This is a genomic window from Brumimicrobium sp. (genome assembly GCF_048268645.1).
Lineage (GTDB): Bacteria > Bacteroidota > Bacteroidia > Flavobacteriales_D > Crocinitomicaceae > Brumimicrobium > Brumimicrobium ulvae.
The window spans coordinates 34414-58091 of the sequence record NZ_JBLWVE010000002.1 but is presented as its reverse complement, the minus strand read 5'-3'; the positions used below and the strand labels follow the sequence as shown (position 1 = coordinate 58091).

Annotated in this window: 27 protein-coding genes; 14 read left to right on the top strand and 13 right to left on the bottom strand. The window is 36.5% G+C overall.

The features are described from left to right. Positions 1–35: 35 nt before the first annotated feature. Positions 36–1736, bottom strand: a complete 1701-nt coding sequence (locus tag ACN0U3_RS03375; RefSeq protein ID WP_417265145.1) for an ABC transporter permease — start codon at positions 1734–1736, stop codon at positions 36–38. Between the two features lie 21 nt (positions 1737–1757). On the opposite strand from ACN0U3_RS03375, the gene ACN0U3_RS03370 reads away from it, so the two are divergent. From ACN0U3_RS03370 to ACN0U3_RS03355, 4 genes are all read left to right on the top strand, one after another. Then, positions 1758–2993 (top strand): exo-beta-N-acetylmuramidase NamZ domain-containing protein, encoded by a 1236-nt coding sequence (locus ACN0U3_RS03370; RefSeq protein WP_417265144.1) that lies wholly within the window; start codon positions 1758–1760, stop codon positions 2991–2993. 121 nt (positions 2994–3114) lie between these two features. Beyond that, positions 3115–3654 carry a PepSY-like domain-containing protein gene (locus tag ACN0U3_RS03365; protein WP_417265143.1) on the top strand — a complete coding sequence of 180 codons (540 nt, stop codon included), beginning with the start codon at positions 3115–3117 and terminating at the stop codon, positions 3652–3654. A gap of 153 nt (positions 3655–3807) precedes the next feature. Beyond that, entirely contained in the window at positions 3808–4377 is a 570-nt protein-coding gene (locus tag ACN0U3_RS03360; protein ID WP_299203605.1) for a DUF1287 domain-containing protein, read from the top strand. Positions 4378–4437: 60 nt separating this feature from the next. Further along, complete coding sequence (locus ACN0U3_RS03355) at positions 4438–5244, top strand: SDR family oxidoreductase (protein WP_417265142.1); 807 nt, start codon at positions 4438–4440, stop codon at positions 5242–5244. A gap of 552 nt (positions 5245–5796) precedes the next feature. Here the strand turns inward: ACN0U3_RS03355 and mnhG are convergent. From mnhG to ACN0U3_RS03305, 10 genes are all read right to left on the bottom strand, one after another. Further along, a complete protein-coding gene (gene mnhG / locus ACN0U3_RS03350; RefSeq protein ID WP_299203599.1) occupies positions 5797–6183 on the bottom strand; it encodes a monovalent cation/H(+) antiporter subunit G in 387 nt (128 codons plus the stop codon). Further along, positions 6176–6451 (bottom strand): cation:proton antiporter, encoded by a 276-nt coding sequence (locus ACN0U3_RS03345; RefSeq protein WP_417265141.1) that lies wholly within the window; start codon positions 6449–6451, stop codon positions 6176–6178. Before ACN0U3_RS03345 ends, mnhG begins: the two co-directional genes overlap by 8 nt. Beyond that, positions 6448–6924, bottom strand: a complete 477-nt coding sequence (locus ACN0U3_RS03340) for a Na+/H+ antiporter subunit E (protein ID WP_417265140.1) — start codon at positions 6922–6924, stop codon at positions 6448–6450. The genes ACN0U3_RS03345 and ACN0U3_RS03340 overlap by 4 nt, the downstream gene beginning before the upstream one ends. Continuing rightward, entirely contained in the window at positions 6921–8447 is a 1527-nt protein-coding gene (locus ACN0U3_RS03335) for a complex I subunit 5 family protein (protein WP_299203590.1), read from the bottom strand. Before ACN0U3_RS03335 ends, ACN0U3_RS03340 begins: the two co-directional genes overlap by 4 nt. Continuing rightward, positions 8444–8797, bottom strand: a complete 354-nt coding sequence (locus ACN0U3_RS03330) for a Na+/H+ antiporter subunit C (protein ID WP_417265139.1) — start codon at positions 8795–8797, stop codon at positions 8444–8446. Before ACN0U3_RS03330 ends, ACN0U3_RS03335 begins: the two co-directional genes overlap by 4 nt. Positions 8798–8802: 5 nt before the next feature. Further along, positions 8803–9216 (bottom strand): Na+/H+ antiporter subunit B, encoded by a 414-nt coding sequence (locus tag ACN0U3_RS03325; RefSeq protein ID WP_417265138.1) that lies wholly within the window; start codon positions 9214–9216, stop codon positions 8803–8805. A gap of 1 nt (position 9217) precedes the next feature. Next, positions 9218–11527, bottom strand: a complete 2310-nt coding sequence (gene mbhE / locus ACN0U3_RS03320; RefSeq protein ID WP_417265137.1) for a hydrogen gas-evolving membrane-bound hydrogenase subunit E — start codon at positions 11525–11527, stop codon at positions 9218–9220. Positions 11528–11642: 115 nt separating this feature from the next. Continuing rightward, on the bottom strand, positions 11643–12962 hold the full coding sequence (locus tag ACN0U3_RS03315; RefSeq protein ID WP_299203576.1) for a DEAD/DEAH box helicase: 1320 nt from the start codon (positions 12960–12962) through the stop codon (positions 11643–11645). Between the two features lie 3 nt (positions 12963–12965). After that, on the bottom strand, positions 12966–13529 hold the full coding sequence (locus ACN0U3_RS03310) for an L-threonylcarbamoyladenylate synthase (protein ID WP_417265136.1): 564 nt from the start codon (positions 13527–13529) through the stop codon (positions 12966–12968). A gap of 45 nt (positions 13530–13574) precedes the next feature. After that, positions 13575–14060, bottom strand: a complete 486-nt coding sequence (locus ACN0U3_RS03305) for a hypothetical protein (RefSeq protein ID WP_299203570.1) — start codon at positions 14058–14060, stop codon at positions 13575–13577. A gap of 96 nt (positions 14061–14156) precedes the next feature. On the opposite strand from ACN0U3_RS03305, the gene ACN0U3_RS03300 reads away from it, so the two are divergent. After that, entirely contained in the window at positions 14157–14597 is a 441-nt protein-coding gene (locus tag ACN0U3_RS03300; protein ID WP_417265232.1) for a PaaI family thioesterase, read from the top strand. 28 nt (positions 14598–14625) lie between these two features. Here ACN0U3_RS03300 and ACN0U3_RS03295 read toward each other — a convergent pair whose 3' ends face one another. Further along, a complete protein-coding gene (locus tag ACN0U3_RS03295; protein ID WP_417265135.1) occupies positions 14626–15228 on the bottom strand; it encodes a transferase hexapeptide repeat family protein in 603 nt (200 codons plus the stop codon). A gap of 51 nt (positions 15229–15279) precedes the next feature. On the opposite strand from ACN0U3_RS03295, the gene ACN0U3_RS03290 reads away from it, so the two are divergent. From ACN0U3_RS03290 to ACN0U3_RS03260, 7 genes are all read left to right on the top strand, one after another. Next, positions 15280–15828: a DNA-3-methyladenine glycosylase I gene (locus ACN0U3_RS03290; protein WP_417265134.1), complete on the top strand. Its 549-nt coding sequence runs from the start codon at positions 15280–15282 to the stop codon at positions 15826–15828. Beyond that, positions 15807–16487, top strand: coding sequence for a hypothetical protein (locus tag ACN0U3_RS03285; RefSeq protein ID WP_417265133.1), 681 nt, complete (start codon positions 15807–15809; stop codon positions 16485–16487). Before ACN0U3_RS03290 ends, ACN0U3_RS03285 begins: the two co-directional genes overlap by 22 nt. An 11-nt stretch (positions 16488–16498) precedes the next feature. After that, the gene (locus tag ACN0U3_RS03280; protein WP_417265132.1) at positions 16499–17320 is read left to right on the top strand and encodes a hypothetical protein; all 822 of its coding nucleotides are present in this window, start codon (positions 16499–16501) and stop codon (positions 17318–17320) included. 106 nt (positions 17321–17426) lie between these two features. Next, on the top strand, positions 17427–17825 hold the full coding sequence (locus ACN0U3_RS03275; protein ID WP_299203552.1) for a DUF1987 domain-containing protein: 399 nt from the start codon (positions 17427–17429) through the stop codon (positions 17823–17825). Between the two features lie 216 nt (positions 17826–18041). After that, positions 18042–18689: a uracil phosphoribosyltransferase gene (gene upp, locus ACN0U3_RS03270; RefSeq protein ID WP_417265131.1), complete on the top strand. Its 648-nt coding sequence runs from the start codon at positions 18042–18044 to the stop codon at positions 18687–18689. A gap of 52 nt (positions 18690–18741) precedes the next feature. After that, complete coding sequence (locus tag ACN0U3_RS03265; protein ID WP_417265130.1) at positions 18742–19164, top strand: hypothetical protein; 423 nt, start codon at positions 18742–18744, stop codon at positions 19162–19164. Next, complete coding sequence (locus tag ACN0U3_RS03260; protein WP_299203543.1) at positions 19161–19868, top strand: YjjG family noncanonical pyrimidine nucleotidase; 708 nt, start codon at positions 19161–19163, stop codon at positions 19866–19868. The genes ACN0U3_RS03265 and ACN0U3_RS03260 overlap by 4 nt, the downstream gene beginning before the upstream one ends. Positions 19869–20066: 198 nt before the next feature. Here ACN0U3_RS03260 and rlmB read toward each other — a convergent pair whose 3' ends face one another. Next, a complete protein-coding gene (rlmB, locus tag ACN0U3_RS03255) occupies positions 20067–20822 on the bottom strand; it encodes a 23S rRNA (guanosine(2251)-2'-O)-methyltransferase RlmB (RefSeq protein ID WP_299203540.1) in 756 nt (251 codons plus the stop codon). Between the two features lie 134 nt (positions 20823–20956). Between rlmB and ACN0U3_RS03250 the strand changes: the two genes are divergently transcribed. Continuing rightward, positions 20957–22729: an ABC transporter ATP-binding protein gene (locus tag ACN0U3_RS03250; protein ID WP_417265129.1), complete on the top strand. Its 1773-nt coding sequence runs from the start codon at positions 20957–20959 to the stop codon at positions 22727–22729. A 1-nt stretch (position 22730) separates the two neighbouring features. Next, the gene (locus ACN0U3_RS03245) at positions 22731–23585 is read left to right on the top strand and encodes a substrate-binding domain-containing protein (RefSeq protein WP_417265128.1); all 855 of its coding nucleotides are present in this window, start codon (positions 22731–22733) and stop codon (positions 23583–23585) included. Positions 23586–23678: the final 93 nt, after the last annotated feature.

The window sequence follows — 23678 nt, the reverse complement described above, 5'->3', positions numbered from 1 at the left end:
AAATTATCCTGTTTTGATTATTATAATTCTTGGTGTTAATCAAACTTCAAGGCTTTTATGGGAGAAATCCTTGTGACCACATAAGAAGGAACAATCAATGCTGCGGTACAGAGAACAACGGTTCCAATATTTAAAAAGACAATGTGCCACAAGTTCAATTCAACTGGCACAGCATCTAAATAATAAACCTCAGGGTTCAAAGGAATGATGGTGAAATACTGTTGAAGCAAACACAATCCTATTCCAATCACATTTCCAATAATAACTCCTCGGAGAATGATGAAGACTGCCTGATACAAGAATAATTTACGGATGTCCCAATTGGTCGTTCCAATGGCTTTTAATAAACCGATCAGTTGGGTTTTCGTGATGATTAAAACCAACAATCCAGATCCCATGTTGATTGTACTGATGAGTAACATTAACACTAATATAATGATGACATTTAGGTTTAAAAAATCCAACCAAATGAATATCTCTTGCTGATCTTCGGAAATAGTTCTTACCCGATATTCGATTTGATCTTCGTTGTCTTGATAATATATTGCACGTTTGATGTTGGCAGTGATTTCCTCGAGTTGGCTAAAGTCATCAACTTCGACTTCATATCCTCCAATATAATTCTGGTGACTTCCTTTTCCGTCGGTGTATTCAAATGTTACGCGTTTTCCTCCTTTTAAATCTACCGCAAATTGAGTCCCTGATGCATTCAAAAAGGTTTTCTTAAACTGGTCCATCTCCATGTGCTTTGGAAAACAAGGCATTCTCTTGTTGCCTTCTACGCTAACTTTTAAATAAGCTGTGTCAGGTATGGAATTCAATTCTCCGAATCCGTCAATAAACATGTTGTAGTCAGAAGTGATGAGGCGAATAACAGTGTCTTTAGCATCACAATAGGTAAATCCTCTTGCGTTTTCAAAACCTTTTCCCCAATCATGTCGGTAGTTTCCATTTCCTCCACGGGCATCTGCATAAATAACGAATTGTCCATCACTGGTGACGGTGTCTGCTACCCTAATCGCTGTTTGAATTCCCCAATCGTTAAGTTTTTGAACGTTACGCATGTCGCCAATGACAACTTGCTCGTCAAACTCCTGAAGTCCTGTTTTAAAAATTCCGGTGACCTTGTATTTCAATTTAACTGGCGTGGCCTTTACGAAAAATACATTTACATCGTCTCCAACTTCAATGCTTAAATTTTTTGCAACTTGGGCAGAAACGATGACTTCGTCGTGTGGTATTGTATCTTTCACATTGGGAACAACACCTTCCACAAGATGAGATTCGAAGAAAGTCCAATCGTAAGTAGCACCAACTCCTTTCATGATAATTCCATGAATTTCTTGTTGTACTTGAAAGGTGTCTATGTTGTTGATTTGATAGTGATTGGTGTCGGCGTCTGATTGTAAAAGAGCGGGCTTGTAAGCAAAAGGTTGAATGTTTTTAACGCCTTTTAATGCTTTTACAGCTTGTGAAAGTGAATCGTTAAAAATAATTGGAGCAGATTCAAATGTTGAATTTTCACCAGCTTTAACAATTGTTGCATGGGAACCAAAACCAATTACCTTATCTTTGACTTCGTTCTGAAATCCTGTGACAACGGCCAGGGTGATGATATTAATAGCCATAGCAAGAATGATACTCAATCGTGCGATTCGCGTAATGGGTTGAGAAACTTTTTTATCTTCGCCCTTCCCTTTGTGGATTTTCTTTGCTATGTAATATATTTTATTCACAATATCTTAAAATGCTTGCTAATGTACTCAATGCGTCTGTTCCTGAAAAGTTTTTTAGTGTTTTTCCTCACTTCTTGTCAAAGTAATTTTCCTGCCCAAGAGCCAACGAAAATAAATACCGAACAAATTACTGAAGATACAAAAGAAAATCCCATCGTCGTCGGTGCTGAACAATTAGATGCGTTAAAATTAATTTTAGGTGATAAAAATATTGGATTAGTAGGTAATCAAACGAGTAGGGTTGGCGAAGTTCATTTGGTGGACACCCTTTTGGCAACAGGTATACAATTAGTTAAAGTCTTTTCTCCTGAACACGGATTTCGTGGAGATGCCGATGCAGGTGAACATGTTGCTTCTGATAAAGATGCTAAAACAGGATTACCTATCGTGTCCATTTATGGAAACAATAAGAAACCGAGCAATGCACAATTAGAAGGAATAGATGTTTTAGTGTTTGACTTGCAAGATGTTGGCGCAAGGTTTTATACTTATATTTCAACATTGCATTATATTATGGAGGCAGCTGCAGAAAATAATATTCCGGTGGTGGTTTTGGATCGTCCAAATCCAAACGGACACTATGTTGATGGTCCTGTCAGAAAAAAAGGATATGAATCGTTTGTAGGGATGCACCCTATTCCTATTGTGCATGGGATGACTGTAGGAGAAATAGCGCAGATGATCAACGGAGAGAAGTGGTTGAAAAATGAAGTTCAATGTGAATTAACGGTAATTTCTTGTTTGAATTATGAAAGGGATAGGCCTTATTCCCTACCGGTTTCGCCTTCACCGAATTTAAGAAGTGATGCGGCCATTCAACTGTACCCTGGTTTGTGCTTGTTTGAAGGGACGAGTCTGAGTGTGGGGCGTGGTACAGAACGACCATTTGAAGTTTTTGGACATCCAGATTTAAAAGGGAAACCTGGGTTTGAATATCGTTTTAAACCTGTGTCGAGCTATGGGGCTAAAAATCCAAAGCTTCAAAATCAAGAATGTTATGGACGTGACCTAAGAGCTTATGCAGATACGACAAGAATCAAAGCCTTCGAGATCCAATGGTTAATTGAAGCTTATAAGGCAATGGAGTCACCGGACTTCTTTATTACTAAGAACCGTTGGTTTGATATTCTTGCAGGTACAGATGAGTTAAGAAAGCAAATCATAGCAGGAAAATCTGAAGCAGAAATTAGAGCGTCATGGAAAGATGATTTGGATGCCTTTAAAGCGATGAGAAAAGCGTATTTAATCTACAAGTAGAATTAAGAACTAAAAATGTCACCATCGATTTTCCTTAACTTTTATTGGATATAAACCTTTTGATTTTCAATATTTAATAACGATATTGGATTAGTTAATTTATTCAATAAAAAATAAAACTATGAAAAAGCATTTTAACAAGATTGTATCAGGTACTGTTTTCACTCTTCTCTTAGGAAGTGGTGTTGTATTCGCACAAAACGTTCAAATTGAAAAAACAGAAGAGGCGATTAATGAAGGGGTAACTATTTCATCAAATGATTTAGCAAATAACCACTCTAAGATTTATAAAGATGAAATAATTTCAGCTGCTGATCTGCCCAAAGAAATCAAAAAGTACATGAGTAAACATTTTCCGAATGCAAAAGTGATAAAAGCCAAAAAAGAAGAGACTTTATTAGGGGTTCATCATGAATTAAAATTAGACAACGGAGTTGAGCTAGAATTTAATGGAAAAAACGAGATTATAGAAGTCGATGGTTCCACAAAGTTACCAGATAGTGTTATTCCAAGTTCTATTTTAAAGTATGTAAAGTCAAATTACGCTGAAAATTCAATTGTTGAATGGAAGCTAGACAGAAATAAGCAAGAAGTTGAATTAGACAATGGAATTGAGCTTGAGTTTACCAAAGAAGGTAAATTTATTAGAATTGATCAATAGAAATTGAGTTTGCTATTGTACTAATGCATTTAATATTTTAAAATAAAGTAAATGTGCTTCTCAGCTCTTTTGGGTGGTACAGGTAGAATATACAAAATGGAGAGAGTGCTTTGCTTTGTTGTTCGAAAGGGAACTGAATAAAACAATTTATAGATGAAATTTATATTAAGCATATTGACTTGCTTGTTTGTTGTTGCGCAAGGCTACAGTCAGTCAGGACAAAAGTTAGCAGATGCTGCAATGGAATTAACAAAACAAGATGTTGTTTACGATCCAAGTTATTATTCTATTCCTTATCCCAATGGCGATGTACCAAGTGATAAAGGGGTGTGTACAGATGTTGTTATTCGTGCCTACCGAATGTTGGACATTGATTTACAAAAAGAGGTACACGAAGATATGCGCGCCCACTTTTCGGTTTATCCTAAAAATTGGGGGCTTACCAAAACAGACCGAAATATTGACCATAGGCGTGTGCCTAACTTGATGAAGTACTTTGAAAGAAAAGGCGCATCACTTCCTTTATCCAAAGACCCAAAAGATTATTTACCAGGTGATATTGTAACTTGGAACCTAGGAAGGGGAATGGTCCACATTGGAATTGTTGTCGATAGGAAAACCAGCGATGGAAAAAGACCGCTTATTGTGCATAATATCGGAGCTGGTCAAGTTGCAGAAGACATACTTTTTAAATACACCATCACCGGACATTATAGGTGGTAGTTGTTAACTTTAACTTTTCAATCATTAGAACGTTAATTCACTTGGGTAAAGATTAAATTCATGAAAGACTTTAAAAATAAAATAGCATTAATCACTGGAGGAGCCTCCGGAATTGGGAAAATCATGACCAGACTTTTGCTGGAAAGAGGTGCAGAAATTGTACTTTGGGACATCAACCCAAGTGGGATAGAACAAGTCATTGATGAGTTTAAAGCTTTAGGAAAGATTTCAGGTTATGTTGTAGATGTTGCTCAGCCAGAACAAATTAAATCCACTGCCGAAAAGGTCAAGACAGAAATAGGAACTATTGATCTTTTGATTAACAATGCGGGAATTATTGTTGGAAAATATTTTCATGAGCATTCCACAAAAGAAATTTTGGCAACTACAGAAATAAACGCCAACGCTCCAATGTTGATTACCCACGAATTTCTTCAGGGGATGATGGATCAAAATGAAGGTGTTGTCTGTAATATTGCTTCCTCAGGAGGATTGATTTCTAATCCAAAAATGTCGGTATACGCAGCAAGTAAATGGTCCTTGATTGGTTGGTCCGATAGTTTGCGCTTGGAGATGAAGCAACTCAACAAGAATGTTCAGTTTACCACAATAATGCCTTATTATATTACCACAGGAATGTTTGATGGAGTAAGGTCTAAAATACCATTGTTAAAACCAGAAGCTGCGGCATTGTCTATTATAAAAGCTATTGAAAAGAAAAAGGTAATGGTGACCTTGCCGGGTTGGATTTACCGAGTGACGCGTTTTGGACAAGCGATCATGCCCATTAAAATGTTTGATTGGTTCGCAGGTAGTGTAATGGGAATTTATAAAACGATGGAGCACTTTACTGGGAGAAGTAAATAATGATGAATTGAGTTCATAAAGTCATTCTAATAAAAAGCTAAATCGAATTGAATTTAGTCCTTGTTGCGCTATATTTTCAATTCGTGTTGTGTATTACAATGTTTGAATTACATTTCAAAAAGTGATAATTCAACATTCACTTTCGTCCGATTAAAAAGGCTTTACCCCAAAAACAAAAGTTTCGCTCTATCTCCTATGTCTTTTTCATTTTTTTCTTGATAAAAAAACGAAACAAAAAAATCAATGGAATTCCAAGGCGAATGCTTCGCACCATGAGATTTTCTAAAGTTCCATGCTATATTTATTCAAATATTTTCTTTTCAAAGGAAGTCATGAGCTCGCAAGCTCGGTTCTTTTTCAAAGAAATGCAATTCCACTTGAAAACTCATTTTCGCTGTGGAATCCCAAACGCCACGAACATACTTTTCCTCAAATCTAAGCCCTTAAAATCGCAAAACAAGCCATAGTACAGAATAGATAAAGGCTGAAGAATAATCGAAAAATTTATATCGGACGCCAGTAATTCAACATTCACAATGCACCATTAAAACACTAGTCTTCTGCTTCAGGTTCTGGTTCCTCTTCGAAACCACTTTTTAACTCATGAGTTTTGGTATTGTACATTCCTTCAAGATCATCAATTTTTGTCTTTTTCCACATGGGAACACCAATGAAATATGACGCTCTACCAATTACGTGTGCACTAATGGGGGCCGTTAATAGAAGGAAAACAATAATCGCAATCACTCGCGTTGTAATAGAAGTTTCCATATAGTGAAGTGCCAATCCGATAAGGATTAATCCAACACCTAAAGTTGCTGCTTTTGTGGTAACAGACATTCTTAGGTATAAGTCAGGCATTCGCACCAGTCCAATTGCAGCAAGGAGAATAAATAAAGTTCCCAGTGAAATAATCACCATTATTATAATATCATTCATTTTTCTTTCTTTTTTCAAGGTAATACGAGAACGCTACAGTGCTTAAGAAAGCAATTAAGGCAAAAATCATTGCGATGTCCAAAAAGGATGGACGATTGGTTACAATGCTGTACACTGCGATAATCGAAATACCAATAGTAATCAATAAGTCAAGCGAAACCACACGGTCAGATAAACTGGGTCCCATAAGAAAGCGAATAAATACCAAAAGAGTAGAGGTGCTCAATATGGGAAGTATGATATATGCTAAAAAATCTTCTAAATTCATCGGACTATTTTCAAAATTCGTTTTTCAAATCCATTTTTAATGCTGTCGATAAACTCATCTTTATCACTGACATACATGGCATGGATATACAATACTTTTCTATCATCTGAAACATCAAGGCTCAGGGTTCCTGGTGTTAATGTGATTACATTGGCCAACAAAGTAATTTCTAAATCTGTTTTTGCATCTAATGGATACTTAATAATTCCTGGTTCCATGTAAAACTTTGGTGTCACTACATCAGCTGCAACTTGTAGGTTGGCTTTTACTAATTCATATAAAAAGTAAAATGCAAAACCAATGATACGCGGACCAATGACAAAATACTTCCTCTTGTCATCATTGCTGCTAATCAACCAAAGGACTAAGTAACTCAGGATAAATCCAAAAGCAAAGTTGGTTGCATTAACTGTTCCTGTTAAGAACACCCAAACAACAGCCAATAAGATATTTAATAAAAATTGAACTCTCATAGTTTTGTCTCTTCTTTAATTCCAAAAACAGCATTATAATAATGTTCTGTGTTCATCAATTCTTTTCCAATGCGTTCTGAAATGACTTGGAAATGCTCTGCAAAGAAACTGTAGTATAACGTCACTCCTACCAAAATAATGATAGGTACGATATATGCGGCTTTTTCTGCAAAACTGAATTTTTCAAAATATTTAAATGCTTTTCTTTTTTCTCTTTCTACAGGTTTTTTAGAGAAAGTGCTGTTCCATATTTTAGCAATGATCACAAGGGTGATTAAACTTGCGAATATAAACATGATCAGTAAAAACATTTCTCCTTGGGTGTAACTCGCCATAAATAAAGAAACCTTTGGCCAGAATCCAGATAAAGGAGGAACTCCAACCAGGGCAAACATAGGGATTGCAAAAAGAAATGAAAGTCGAGGATAATTATCCATTAATCCGCCCATGTCATACAGTCTTGTGCTTCCAAAAATACGGTACATTACTCCACCGATTAAAAATAGTGTTGCTTTCACAATGATATCATGGAACATATACATTACTGCACCTACGATTGCTACTTCAGTAAATAAGCTTAGACCTCCAACCATAAATCCGATATGACAAATGATGAGGTAAGAAAAGATTCTTTGAATGTCCTTCTGAACGAGTGCTCCAATTCCTCCAAAGAATATGGTGAAGCCTGCAACTACCATTAAAATCATTTGGTTGATTTCACCCAATGGAAATATCAATGTAAATACACGAATCATGGCGTAGATTCCGACCTTCGTTAAGAGTCCAGCAAACAATGCTGAAACTGCAGCAGGCGGTGTGTGGTAAGAAGCTGGAAGCCAAAAATACAGAGGGAAAACTCCTGATTTTACACCAAAACCGATAAAGAAGATTAATGAGATGGTGTGCACCAACCCTTGATTCTCAATTTCAGGTATAATTCTAGACAGTTCAGCCATATTCAATGAACCTGTGACTCCATAAACCATTGCTATTCCAGTTAAGAATATAATGGAGGAGAGCATGTTCAGTGTGAAGTATTTTACGGCTCCTTCAATTTGAATGTTACGTCCACCAATGGTTAACAATACGAAGGAAGAAATTATAATGACTTCAAACCAAACGTATAGACTGAATAAATCTCCAGTAATGAAAGCCCCGCTGAGCCCCATGATTAAAAAGTGGAAAATTGCATAGTAGCCAAATTTCAAACGAGAGGAAACCATGTTGCGCGTAGAAATAATGGAAACGGCTAAAGCAACAATGTTGGTCAGCACAATTAAAGTCACGGCAAATGTATCTGCAACCATTGTAATTCCAAATGGAGCTTTCCAATTACCGAGCTGAACGCTTTGAATTCCTTCTGTCCATACCTGACTGAAAAGCAGTCCACCAACGATGATTCCAACAATACTTCCTATAATACTGATGTAGCGCTGAACCTTTGGGTTCATCCAGGATAACAACAATAAAATTGCAGTCAACAAATGGACAATAATCGGATATATAGTTAAATGTTCGCTCATGTGATGTCGTCTGTTTTATTCATTGTATCAATATCGTCTGTTTTCAAGACTTTATAAGCACGCTTAATCAAGACAATAGCAAAAGATTGTAAACCAAAACTAATTACAATTGCTGTTAAGATTAAGGCTTGAGGTACCGGGTCTGCAAATATCCCTTCAAGTGCGCTGGCATCTTCTGGAATAAGTGGTGGACGACCTTTGACAAGTCCACCCATGAGGAAAATAAGAAGGTTAACTCCGTTTCCAAGGATGACGATTCCTATAATTAATTTGACTAAACTACGACGCAAAATCAAATAGATTCCTGCAGCGTAGAGTATTCCTGTCATTATCGCTAAAAGTATTTCCATAATTGTTAAACGCTTTCTGAGATCGTGAATATGATGGTTAAACAAACGCCTATCACAACAAAATATACTCCGGCATCAAAGAACAATGCGCTTCCTATTTTACCAAGAATCGGAATGTCTTTCTCATACCATAATCCTGTCATGAGTGGTTCTCCAGTGATAATCATAGGAGCTATTGCACTTAATGTAGCAATCAGCAATCCTATGGGAATTAAAAATCCTGGGTGAATACGCAAGATTTTTTTGGTTTCGTTTAATCCATTTGCAAAAGCATGAAGAATAAAAGCAATTGCTGCAATGAGTCCTCCAACAAACCCTCCTCCTGGCAAATAGTGTCCACGCAATAAAACGAAGACAGAAAACAAAACCAATAAAGGCAGTAATGTTTTCGAAATGGTATTTAAAATCAGACTGTTCATATTATTTCTCGTGTTTTTTAAGGTATAACTTTAATAATCCAAATACTCCAATTGCAGCAATGGCAAGCACTGCTACTTCAATCATGGTGTCAAATCCACGGAAGTCAACCAATATCACGTTCACCACGTTTTTACCTTTGGCCAGTGTATAAGCATTTTCTGCATAGTATTGAGTGACTCCTTTTACCGGATTCTCATTCATAATTTCAATAATTGTAAAGGCCAAGAATGTTCCGAAAGATGTCGCTACAATTGCATCTCTAATGCGATTGGTTTTGTTGGATAGGTTCAAATATTTTGGCAAACGATACAGCACCAGTACAAATAAAATAACGGTTAATGTGTCAATAGAGAATTGTGTCATTGCTAAATCAGGAGCACCATAAAAAATGAAGATTAAACACATGGTATAACCTAAAACGCCCATTCCAGCAATTGCTGTTAATCGTGATTTTGTAAAAACAGTAAATAAAATGGAAATCAACATCATTAAGAGCACCACAATCTCGTTCCAATTCAATGATTTTATTTCTGTTAAAGAAAGGAATATTCGTGGATTAATGAAGATGTGTATTCCGAAAACAATGGTCAACAAAACCAAAATAATCATTACATAACGGCGTAAATACCCATTTTGGAATGTACGGGTTAAAAAATAGGATGTTTTTTGAAATAAATTTGCGAATTGTAAAGCGATGGCCTTAGGAGCATAGCCTTCGATTTTAGCAATTGCACCTTCTTTTTGGTGACTTGGTTTCCAAAGGAAATATAAGCCTAGTCCAAAGACTAAGGTTATACCACTCAGCAATAAAATCAGGTTGAATCCATGCCATATGGCCAAATGTGGACTGTTTTCACCTGTTAATAATGGAGTGATGTTATTTGTAAATAAACTTTGCACCATGCTCGGAAACAATCCGAATAACAAACTTAAAGCGGCTAAAATCATAGGCATAAACCACAATATAAAATGAGGTTTTTTTATCGGTCCTAATGCTTCAGGTAGTTTTCCAGTGAATGGTTTTACCCCTACAAGTAATCCTGCGAATACCATAAATATATTCGTAATTACAGCAAGTGTTGTTAATAGAGCAGGGCTTATGCTTCCATGTAGTGTTGCTTCATAAATTAAGTCTTTTCCAAGAAAACCAACTGTAGGAGGGAAGCCTCCACTTGATAAAGCAGCAATAATTCCAGCAATGGATAATGGGAGTAACACTTTTCTTAATCCTGCCAATTGAGTGATGTCTCTTGTTCCTGCTTGATGATCAATTGTTCCGGTAACCAAAAATAAACTGGCTTTATACAATGCGTGAACAACTATGAAAACAATAGCTGCAGTGATTGAAGCGCTGGTCCCAATACCGATTAAGAACACAATGATACCCAAAGCGCCAATGGTTGAATAGGCAAGAATCCCTTTTAAATCTGTTTTGAATAAGGTGTTAATGGCTGCGTAAAGCATTGTAACTCCACCTACAATCAACATGATGTTGAAGTATTGTGGGTTGGCTTCAAAGTGTGGTGTAAAACGCAATAATAAATAAATACCCGCTTTTACCATGGTTGCAGAATGCAGATAAGTGGATACTGGTGTTGGGGCTTTCATTGCTCCAGGCAACCAAAAATGAAAGGGAAACTGAGCAGACTTTGTGAAAGTAGCTAAGAATAAGAACAGTAAAAGGTAGCCTGTGTACTCATGACTGGCAAAAGCTTCTGGGGATTGAAGCATTTCCGAGATGGAATAAGTTCCCGTCATTTGACCGGCCAAAACTCCAAATGCCAATAAGGCAAGACCACCTAGTCCAGTGATTGTAAGGGCAATAATGGCCGATTTTCTAGAAGCTTTCTCGGTGTTGTTAAAACTAATGAGGAAAAAAGAACTGATACTGGTTAATTCCCAGAATATGAATAGCGTAAGGATGTTGTTGGAAGTGACCAAACCAATCATTGCTCCCATAAACACCGAAAGGAATACGTAAAAACGCATGAGCTTCGGGTGTCCTTTTAAATATTGAGAAGTGTACAGAAATACAATACTACCTATTCCTGTGATCAGCAATGTAAATAAAAGGGCTAAATTATCGAGTCGGAAGTCTAAATTAATCCCCAAAGAGGGAACCCAAGAAGTGAAAAAGTTAAAAATTTCTCCATTCATAACTCCTTTCGCAAAAGTCGAAAAGTAGATAAATAATGAAATGGGAAGAAGGGATGCAAACCACGTCATTCGTTTAAACGTTTGTTGTCCTATTCCAAATAGGAGCAGCGCAAACAAGAATGAAGCAAGTGTAACAAATAAAAATGTGGTCATAATTCTATAATATTCTCTTGACTAATTGGCGAGTTTTATTTTGTAAACCCGACAGCGCGCCTTTTTCAATTCTATAAACTAACTCCGTAATATACAAATTAGGAGAGTTTTTGTTCTACTTTTTACGTTTATTCTTACGAGATTTTTTCCTTTCTATCTTTTTTTCAATCGGTCGAATGTTTCTTTTGACTGGTTTTTGTGAAACAGCGTCTTTTGAACCTTCTCCTACTGAGTGTTTTGGGTTGAGTAGTGAAGGGGCGTCGTTTAAATCTGGAGCCTCTTCCAAAGGAATTAATTTTGTTGTTGCTTCAACACCTTCTGGGAATGGCGTGTATTCAATAGATAGTTTCATGAAGTCTTGAATCTCTTCAAACATCTTTTGGTCGTCTTCCATGATAAAGGAAATGGTGTTCCCTTCTGATTGTGCACGTCCTGTACGTCCAATTCGATGAATGTAATTTTCTCTCTGATCTGGCAAGTCAAAGTTGATCACGTGACTCACGTTGTCTATGTCAATACCACGGGCAACTAAGTCGGTTGCAACTATTCCTTTCAATTGGTTTTCTTTGAATTCACGAACCATTCTTAGACGGAAGTTCTGGGACTTGTTACTGTGAATGATACCGTACTGCTCTGGGAAGTCTTCTTCTATTTTTTTGAATAGAATATCTGCATAAACCCTAGATTGAACAAAAATAAATACTTTTTCAATGCTCTTGTCTTCTGTCAACAAGTGCTTCAATAAATTGTATTTTGTATTGAAGTTGTGGGCTTGATAAGCTACTTGATTGATTTTTTGTAGTGGAGTTCCTGTTGGTGCAGCGATAATTCTTTCGGTTTTTCTAAAGAACGTGGCCACTAGTTCATCTACATCTTCTGTAATGGTAGCGGAAAACAAAAGGTTTTGACGCTTCGTAGGAAGTAAATCAAATATGCGTTGAATTTGTGGTCTGAATCCAAGACTTAACATTTCATCACATTCGTCAATGACAACTTTTTTGATGTCTTTGAGCCTCAAAAGTCCTGTCATGGCAATGTCGTAAAGTCGACCAGGCGTTCCAATGATAATATCACAACCGGCATATACAGCTTTTTTCTGTGTGTTGATGTTCGTACCACCATAAACAGCAATCGTTCGGGTAGACATATATTCGGTGAGTTTCTCAACCTCTGAAGCGACCTGGACGGCCAATTCTCTTGTTGGAACCAGTACCAAAACACGCGGATGTTTAGATTCTGTGAATTTCAAATCTCTTAAAATAGGCAGTAAGTAAGCCAATGTTTTTCCCGTTCCTGTTTGCGCAATACCAATTACATCTGTACCAGCCAATACTTTAGGAATGGCCTTCTCTTGAATGGGAGTCATTTCAGTGATTCCTTGTTCATTCAGCGCGTTTAAGAGCGGCTTAGTAAGTTTTATATCTTCAAATTTCATATTCTATCGAATTACTTTAACGCGGTGGTCACTTCCTACTTTTACAATAGAAGAAGGGGTTCGCATATTTTCATTTAAACGCTCATTGAGTATTAAATCTACTGATGATTTAATAGTTCCACTTATTTCAGCATAATTCCCCGGTGTAGCTTTTCCAGATAGATTAGCACTCGTAGAAACTAAGGGTTTTCTCAACCGTTGAATGAGTTTCTTGCAATTCATATCTTCTGTTACGCGAATGGCAATGGTTCCATCTTCTGCTAAAATCGCCTCAGGTAAATTAATTGGTCGATCATAGATAATGGTCAGTGGTTGAACAGCAAAGTCTATTAGATCATAAATCACATCTGGAAAATCAGTAACATACCTTTCTAACATTGCAACACTATCTACAAGAAGAATAAAAGATTTGTCTTCTGGACGATTTTTAATTTGCTCCAACTGCTTTATTGCTTCTTCATTTGTAGCATCACAACCTAGTCCCCAAACGGTATCCGTAGGATAAAGCAAGGTTTTCCCCGCTTTTAGGCCTTCTGCTGCATCATGTATGTTCACTAATTTCTCCAAGGCGTTTAATTTTCTACAAAAATACTCAACTCATCTGTATTCACACTAATCTCTGCTTCTTTTATGAATGTCATTGTGACCTTCTTCAATTCCATCTTTAACGTCCTTGATTATTTTCGTGAGGTAAAAGTATTCTTGTGTGCTGTTTTGATTGATCCATTTAAATCCTTCGTCATGACCATCTATGGCCAAAGCCATGTTGTAAAATAAAGTAAAGTTGTTCATTCTCAACCATTGTAAAGCTTGTTTATTCCCTTCGGCAGCATTAATCATAGCCATGATGTGTGGATATCCGTTTTCCATTAGCCAGTCTCTAGCTTTATCCCTCAAATGAATGGCGTGTGAAGCCATAACCAATTCCTTATAATCATGCTCAAGAAGATAGTTCAAAAGGTCGCTGTTGCCTTCAATTCCTTTGGCCCATGCTAAAATGATCTTCGGATGGTATTCAAAAGGTTTTACCTTTAGCTTTGATGCCGGTTTTTTGGTCGAATCACCTTTGTATTTTTTGTTGCGTTTAAAAAACTTCATATTTAACAGTTTTCATAATACTTTGCTTGTTCAAAGTTAAGTCTTTTCTCCTTTTTTACTTGAATAAGCTTACTTTTGTAGAAAATTTTGAGAAAAATGATTGACGAAAGGGTATTGACAATGTATAAAGAGTCCAACAAATTTGGTGCTCTACTAGAGATGGAACTTGAAGTTTTAAAGGAAGGTGAAGTGAAATACACGCTTGAGATTAAAGAGAAACATTTGGCTACTCCAATCGCGGCTCATGGTGGTGTAATTGCAGGGCTGATAGACGGGACTCTTGGTGTTGCAGCACTGACCATCGCTGGGAAAAATCAGAATGTGGTAAGCACTGTTGAGTTGCAAGTGAATTACCTAAAACCTGTGAGAATGGGAGATCACTTGGTTTCAATTGGAAAGGTCATTTCCGCAGGAAAACGCTTGTTGTATGTTGAGGCTTCTGTAATCAATCAAGATGATGTGTTGGTGGCAAAAGCAAGTGGGACATTTAACGCTTATCCAGCAGAAAAAGCATTCTTGGCCTATAAGAAGGATTGATAGATGAGAAGCTGAGAAGTCTCCAAAATTACTTGGATTTAATCTTCTCCCAAGTGCTGTACATACGCTCCTGACTGGGTCTGTTTTCTTCTTCCGCTGTTAAGGGTTCACACGGTTTAAGTGTTGCATAACATTCCCCTGGAAGCGCTTGGTAAAGTGCGGTTCCTTTGGTTTTCCAGTCAATCATTTCTTGACTGACTTCCTTGATTACGCGAGCAGGATTACCAATCACTAAGCTTCTTTTTGGAATGTTCATTTTGGCTGGAACAAAACTCAATGCTCCAATAATACATTCTTCACCAATAACGGCATCGTCCATAATTACCGTATTCATTCCTATCAAAGAATTGGCTCCGATGATTCCTCCATGAACAATTGCTCCATGGCCAATGTGCGCCCCTTCATGTAGTGTAACTGTAGTGCCTGGAAACATATGAATTGTACAGTTTTCTTGTACGTTGCAGCCATCCTTGATTACAATTTTCCCCCAATCACCACGAATAGCAGCACCTGGACCAATATAAACGTCTTTACCTATGATTACATTCCCTGTTACAGTGGCATTGGGGTGTACAAAGCTTGAAGGATGTACAACTGGTTTGAAACCATTGAATTCAAAAATATTTGCCATTTTTTATTGCTTTTTTACAACTTTTTTGTTCATTCATACGTTAGTTAAGTAATGAATTATTGCGAATTTACAAAAGATTTAAACGAAAACAATTTAGATAAAAAATATCATGATCAACGGTATGGTTTTCCAACAACAAGCGATGATGAATTATTTGGACGTTTAATTCTTGAAATTAATCAGGCGGGATTGAGTTGGTCTTTAATATTGAAAAAAGAAGAAAATTTCAAGTCGGCTTTTGATGATTTTCAGGTAAATAAAATTGCGCAATACGGTGAGGAGAAGATTGAGGAGTTAATGAACAATGCTGGAATAGTACGAAACAAGAGGAAAATCGAAGCAGTGATTTATAATGCTCAAAAAGTTATTGAGATTCAAAAAAAATATGGTAGTTTTAATTTATGGTTAGATGAACACCTAGGGTATTCACATAAAGAGTGGACGAGGTTGTTTAAAAAATATTTTAAATTTACCGGAGAAAAGATTGTGGAAGAATTTTTGATGAGTACAAGCTATTTAAAAGGCGCTCATTCAGAAAGTTGTCCTGTATTTAAAAGAACGTTAAAAAGTAAACCGAAATGGATAAAAGATATTGGATAGGATTATTGATTTTTTTACTCACCGCAACAACAAATGTGAGTGTGGCTCAATTTTCATTGGGTGGAGGGGTAAGTACTTTTCATGGTATAAATTTGCCCGTTAATAGAATAGGAGGAAATATTTTTCTAGAAGTACCCCGAACTCCTGAAAATACTTTGTTTGTGCGTGCCGCTTATATGTTGCCTGTAAAAAATGTAAGTGAAACATCTGTTTCTGGGAAACCAGGGGTGACTCCTTCCTTAGCAGACGCTGATTTAATTGCTAAAACATCTTACTTTGCAGTTGATGGGGGAACACGCTACTACCTTTTTAATCAATATGACATAGGGTTTGCAGTTTTTGCTGGGGGACACATTAAAGGAATTCTGAGTTCTTATAGCGCAGATTACCGTATGGATAGTCAATATGATATCAAAGATTATGAAACTGCAGATTATCCACCGCAGCCATTAACAGGTCTAAGCCCACAATATTCATTGTTATTCGCTTTTGGAGGGACAATAGGCGTGAAATACCAACTTCCTATTCGTGGTGCTTTGATGTTTGATATGGGCTTAGAAGTAATTACAAGATTGTACGATCCTTATGCGATTCTAGGAAATGACATTTCACCTTTGTCTGTTTCATTTAACCTTGGCTACCGATTCGACTGGTATTAAAACACAATTAAATGATAGTTGTTGAAAGCGGTGGAACAAAATCTACTTGGGTTTTTCATGATATTTCGGGACAACAAAAGTCAATTACGACTGTTGGTTTGCATCCCCAAGAATTATCAAACAGTAAACTGAAGGTTATTTCAGATTTGATCGAAGTGGAACAACTCCAAGGTAGTTCAGTTTATTTTTTTGGCGCAGGTTGTGAAAGTAATGAAGCCAAAAATAAAGTCATCCGTTTTTTAGAAAAATTCTCGCTGCTTGTTCAACAAGTGGAAACAGATATTTATGCAGCTTGTGTAGCCCATTTAGGCGATACCGAGGGGGTTATAGGGATTCTGGGGACAGGAGCGGTTGCCGCTCATTTTGATGGCCATAAAATCGTTCAGCAAACTTCAGGTCTAGGCTATATGCTCGGAGATGAAGGAAGCGGATTCGATATCGGTAAGCGTCTGCTTCAATCATACTTTAGAAAAGAATTACCTTTTTTAATCGTACAAGAAATTGATGCTTATTTTGAACATAAGCCTGTCCTGCATCGCATTTATGAATCGGATGGAAGAATGTTTGTTGCTGGATTGACTAAAATTGCGCATAAATTTCGTTCTGAAATTGTGATTCAGAAAATTTTAAATCGTTCATTTATAGATTTCTGTACAACTGCCTTACAGCCTTTAAATTTAAAATTTAAGGTACATATGATAGGGAGTGTGTCGTATTACTTTGAAAAAGAGTTAGATAAGGCGTTTTTGGAGGCTGGTTTTCAGCTGGGGAATATTGAAAAAGAAGCGGTATTTAAGGTTTTTAGCTATTTATCTAATAAAAACAGCGCTTAATCCTTGTAAAGAATCAATTCATCTATATCTTCGTTCTGTTTTTTATGAAAGGGCTGGAAAGACACAAAATAATTATGATATTGTGGACTTGATATTGTAAATGTGAATGGAAGTTTTAGAAAAAGCGGCAACCGCCAATACGCCATATATTAACTTTAACTCGGAATCAGGAATAATGTTGATTCAAGGGAGAGCTATTCCTCAACCTGCGGATGAATTTTGGGCTCCAGTTTTGAAGTGGTTCTATGCTTATTCATCTGCACCGAATACGAGAACAGAATTGGTGTTCAATATGGAGTATTTCAACATCTCAACCTCAAAGCAAATTTTATTCTTATTGCATAAAATGAATGATTTGTTTGAAAAAGGACATGATGTTGTTGTAGTCTGGAAATACACCAAAGAAGATGTTGAAATGAAGGAGGCTGGATTCGACTTCTCTTGTGTGGTTAATGTGCCCTTCGAATTCAAACGAGTAGAGGTTGAACCAATCGAGTCATTCTAAACATTCTACCCTCTTCTTTTTTTCTACGTCAATACCAATCGATTGTCACTTCTCTATTTCTGAAATCTTTGAGATCAGAGATGGAAAAATCTTATTAAAACAATTCGGGTTTGATAGAGGGGATCGGAATAGATTTTAATTCATGTCGAATAAATAAATCAAGATTAACCCTTTCATTTCATAAGAACATGGTATTTTAGAGCTAAATTTGCAACCATGATAACTAATTTTTCAAAAACCAATTCGATTTTTAATCAGTTTCTGTCTGAAATTCGTGATGCGAGAGTACAGAAAGACCGCCTTCGTTTCCGCAAAAATTTAGAGCGTATCGCAGAGATAATGGCCTATGAGCTCTCTAAAACTTTAAAGTATTCGGAAAAAGAAATCACTACTCCACTCGGAGAAGCAATGATGAATACATGCGATGATGAAATTGTATTGGCTACCATTTTACGTGCAGGTATACCCATGCACCAAGGACTCTTGAATTATTTTGATAAGGCAGATTCGGCTTTTGTCAGTGCTTTTAGAAAACATACATCTAAGGATGAATTTGAAATTGAAGTAGAATATTGTGCCTCGCCAAGTTTAGATGGTAAGGTTTTAATTATTAGTGACCCAATGCTGGCTACTGGTAATTCCTTAGCTGCTGTTTATCAGGTGTTAAAAAGGTACGGAACACCCAAGCAAATTCATTTGGTTTTTGGAATTGCCACAGAAGAAGGCCTGAATTTTATTGAGAAAAAAGTGCCTAAATCTACCAAAATATGGGTAGGTGCTGTAGACCTAGAGTTGACTGCTCAAGCATATATTGTTCCTGGTCTGGGGGATGCCGGAGATCTTGCATTTGGAGAAAAAGTATAGGATATAGATGTGGACTTACATAAGCTTTACACTTTTTAGTACTTGGAAATTTATGTTTGCTCCCATAGCGGGACCAGCAGCAGACTTAACTTTCTTGGAAACCTTTATTGCTTGTTCAATTGGAGGGTATATTTCAGCAACCATTTTTTACTTTGCCAGTAATTATTTTATGCAACTTTCTGTAAAAAGACATGCCCGACGTGTGAGAAAAGCAGAACGAAAAGGGAAAACAGTTCCAGTGAAGAAAAAGTTCACCAAAATGAATAGGCGTATTATCTATTTAAAAGGAAAGGTTGGGATTTACTTTACATGTTGGGCCTTTCCACTTTTCTTGTCAATTCCTTTAGGTTCAATTATTGTCGCTAAGTTTTATAAGCACAAACGCAAAACATTTCCGCTGATCATCTTGTTTCTTACCCTAGATTGCTTCCTTATTACCGGAGGAACGTATTTCATAAAAGATTTGATGCTATGAATATTATAAAAGATGTGTTTTTTGATTTAGACAGAACCCTTTGGGATTTTGATAAGAATTCTGAAAGCGCATTACGTGTTTTGTATGAAGAATTAAAGTTGAATAATTATTCTGCTTCTTTTGAAGAATTTCTAAAGGTCTATAGGGATGTAAATGCCCGTTACTGGAATGATTATGGCGCTGGAAAAATAGATAAAACCCAATTGAGAAATGGTCGATTTGTAGATACCTTAAAAAGTTTTGAGGTGAATGACGACAAACTGGGGAAAACAATGGGGGAGCGTTACTTACAAATTTCTCCCTACCAAACTCATCTTTTTCCTTCAACGAAAGAGGTTTTAACGGACTTAAAAAACAACAATTACCGCTTGCACATAATAACCAATGGTTTTAAAGAAGTGCAGTTTACGAAACTTGAAAACAGTGGGATTATTCATTTTTTTGATGATATTCTGTGCAGTGAAGAAGTGGGAGTGACAAAACCACATCCGCTTGTTTTTCAAGGTGCTTTAAGCCGTACAAAAGCGAAAGCTAATGAGTCCATTATGATTGGAGATGATTTTAAAGCAGATGTGATTGGTGCAGAAAATGCTGGTATTCGTGGTGTTTTGTTCGATCCTGAAAAGAAATTCGAAAGCAATGCAACCATTGAACGTGTTGAACATTTAGAAGAAGTTCCTCCATTGATTTTGGGAATAAAATAAAGCTACAATTTTATAGGGTTCTAACACGAAGAGCATATTTCAATCAAAATAGAATGTTGCAAAGCTTTGCGCGAACCGTTAACGCTTTTCAAAAAGCGATTGAAACTACTTTCACCCTAAGTGTGTAGAAGATATTCTCTTAAAAATAAAAAAAACCGAGAATATTCATCCCCGGCCTTTTATCATTTCGTCAATTGTTTAACTCAATATCATTTGTCTCATTTTTTCATACAAAACAATTCCTGCTGAAACTCCAACATTGTACGAAGATATGGTTCCAAGAAGTGGAATTTTTGCACGCTGATGTGCCAAATTTAATAAGGCTTGTGAAATACCATCTTCTTCAGAACCCATAATGATTGCTGTTGGACCACTTAATGTTACATCAAATACAAAGTCATGTGTTTTTTCTGTACATGCAACCACACGTAAACCTGATTCTTTAAGGAAAGCCACAGATTCTTCTAAATCTCTTGTTTTACAAACAGGTATCTTGTGGAGTGCTCCAGAAGAAGTTTTGATTGAATCACTAGTGATTAATGCAGAGTTTTTATCTGGAATAAGAATCGCATGAACTCCAGAACATTCTGCCGTTCTTGCAATCGCACCAAAGTTTCTAACATCTGTAATTCTGTCCAAAACTAAAATGTTAGGTATATCTCCACGTTCAAAAACATCTGAAAGAACATCCGATAACTCATGATAAATTACTGGAGAAATAAATGCAATAACCCCTTGATGATTCTTTTGTGTTAATCTGTTTAACTTCTCAGCAGGTACAAATTGCAAAGTGTATTTTTTATTGGCCAAAGCCTCTTTTAACTCTTTGAATAGCGCTTTGTCCATTCCACGCTGAATCATTATCTTGTTGATTTCCTTTCTGGCGTCAATTGCTTCTATTACAGCACGAACTCCGAAAATCAAATCTTCTATTTCACCTCTTTTATTTGACATATTATCTTTTGTAAAACACAAAGTTAACGCTTGTTTTTGAATTGACGTTGAACAGAAGTGTAGATTCTGTTGTTATTCATATAAATTATAAGTAAAAAGTATGGAAATCTCATCTGTCAGGCTATTTTTGCAGTATGGCTGAAGTTAAAAAAAACATATTCGATTTTTATATTCTTAAGCGATTGTTCGTTTATGTAAAGCCGTATAGAAAGTATTTATTTCTTGCGTTCATTTTTACTATCGGATTGGCTGTTCTTTCTCCACTACGCCCAAGTATAATTGGTGATATGGTGGACGAATACATCGTGAAAGATCAAGATGCAAAGGCGCTTTGGTGGTGGACATTAATCGTAATTGGAATGCTGGTTATTGAAGCGGTATTCCAATTTATGACGACCTTTTTTGCGAATTTGCTGGCACAATCAGTAATTAAAGATATTCGTATTAAGTTGTTTGGCCACATGATGTCCTTCAATATGAAATACTTCGATCAAACTCCAATTGGGTCGGTGGTAACAAGAATCGTTTCAGATTTAGAAGCCATTTCTGAAATTTTCTCGCAAGGATTGATCAATATGTTCAAAGATATTATCATCCTTATAACCATTGTTGTTTGGATGTTTTATTCAAATTCAATGCTGACTTTCTTTGTATTGTTGCCTATTCCTTTACTCCTTGTGGCCACAAGAATATTTGCAAAAGCAATGAAAAAAGCTTATCAAAAAGAAAGTGTGGAGGTCAATAGGTTAAATACTTTTGTACAAGAACGCCTTACTGGAATGTCAATTCTACAGTTGTTTAACCGTGAAAAAATTGAACAGAAACGTTTTGCAGCTATTAATGCACGTCATCGACAAGCACATATTGATACCATTTGGGCGAATTCGATTTTCTTTCCAGTAGTCGAATTCTTGACCTCTTTATCAATTGCTTTCTTAATTGTTTTTAGTGCATGGTCATTGACTAGCGGACTCTCGGTGGCTGCAGATTCTACTGGAACAATTGTTAAATTCACCTTGTGGGTAAACATGTTATATCGTCCAATTCGTCAGTTGGCTGATAAATTCAATATCCTTCAAAGAGGAGTTGTTCGAGCTGAAAGGGTGTTTAAAACTTTAGATAGAGATGAGGTAATTCAGGATGCTGGTGAACTTAAAGAGTTAGATTTTCAACAAAATATTCGATTTAGTAAAGTTTGGTTTGCTTATCAGGATAAGGATTGGGTGTTAAAGGACATTGATTTGAATATTGAACCGAACCAAACAGTTGCGTTTGTAGGGGCAACAGGAGCCGGGAAATCTTCCATTGTAAACTTGTTATCACGCTTTTATGAGTACCAAAAAGGAACCATCACAATAGGAAACACCGATATTCGTGACCTTGATTTGACTTATCTAAGAAAAAATATATCTATTGTTCTTCAAGATGTGTTTTTATTCTCTGACACCATTATGCAAAACATAACGCTAGGAGATAAGAACATTTCAAGAGAACAAGTTGTTGAAGCTGCAAAAGCAGTTGGGGCGCATCAATTCATTATGAAGTTACCCAATAATTACGATTATGAAATCGGTGAACGTGGTGGTGTGTTGTCGACAGGTCAACAACAATTACTTGCTTTTATTCGTGCTTATGTTTATAATCCTCACATTTTAATTTTAGATGAAGCAACTTCAAGTGTGGACAATGAAAGCGAGGAAATGATTCAAAAAGCCACAGAGAAACTGACCGTAGGAAGAACTTCTATTGTTATTGCTCACCGATTATCAACGATACAACGTGCCGATAAGATTATTGTGCTCGATCAAGGTCGTGTGATGGAAGAAGGAAGTCATCAAGAGCTTTTAGCAAAAGATGGTTTTTATAAGAATTTATACGAAAAACAATTTTTAGGAAATGAAGAATAAAATGAGATTAAAAATAGGAGGTGTTCCTGAACATTTCAATTTGCCTTGGCGATTAGCCATGGAAGAAGGTGATTTTCGTAAAGAAAATATAGCCTTGCATTGGGAAGATATGGGAGGAGGAACAGGACAAATGATCAAAGGATTAAAAAATAAAACCATTGATGTTGCTGTTTTGTTAACTGAAGGAGTTTCTCGCGCCATTTTACAAGGTTTAGATGCTAAAATCTTACAGGTTTATGTAACTTCTCCTTTGCATTGGGGAATTCATGTTCCTTTTGATGATAAATCAATTCAAAGAACAGATGAGTTGGAAGGAAAAACTTTTGCCATTTCTCGTGAAGGATCTGGTTCTCACTTGATGGCATATGTTCTGGCAGATCAAAAAGGATGGGACATCGATAAGTTGAGGTTCAACAGTGTTGGAGATGTTTACGGAGGACTTTGGGCTTTGCAAAATAACGAAGCACAGGCATTTTTGTGGGAAAAATACACAACTCACCCATATACAGAGCAAGAAAAATGTCGCTACATCGATGAAGTCGTTACTCCTTGGCCTTGTTTTGTGATTGCTGTTCGTTCTGAAGTTGCAGAGGAATACGCAGAACAGTTACAAACCATGCTGGATATCGTAAATAAAAAAGCAAAAATGGTGAAGGAGGATGAAAATACGCCTCAAGTTCTGGCTTGGAGATATGGTCTAAAGCTGGAAGATGTTACAAAATGGCTCAGCGAAACCAATTGGAATTATGAAGGCGCTCGATTCGACAAGGATTTTGATCATGTAATCGATTACTTGCTAAAGCTTAAGTTGATTACCGCTGAAGAGGCAAAGGATTATATGAAAAAACTGTTTTAGAAGACGAGGTAGCTTGTTTATTGTCAATAAGCTTACATCCTGTTCGAATGAAAAATAATTGAAGCAGTGTTCATTATTAACGGGTATTGCTTT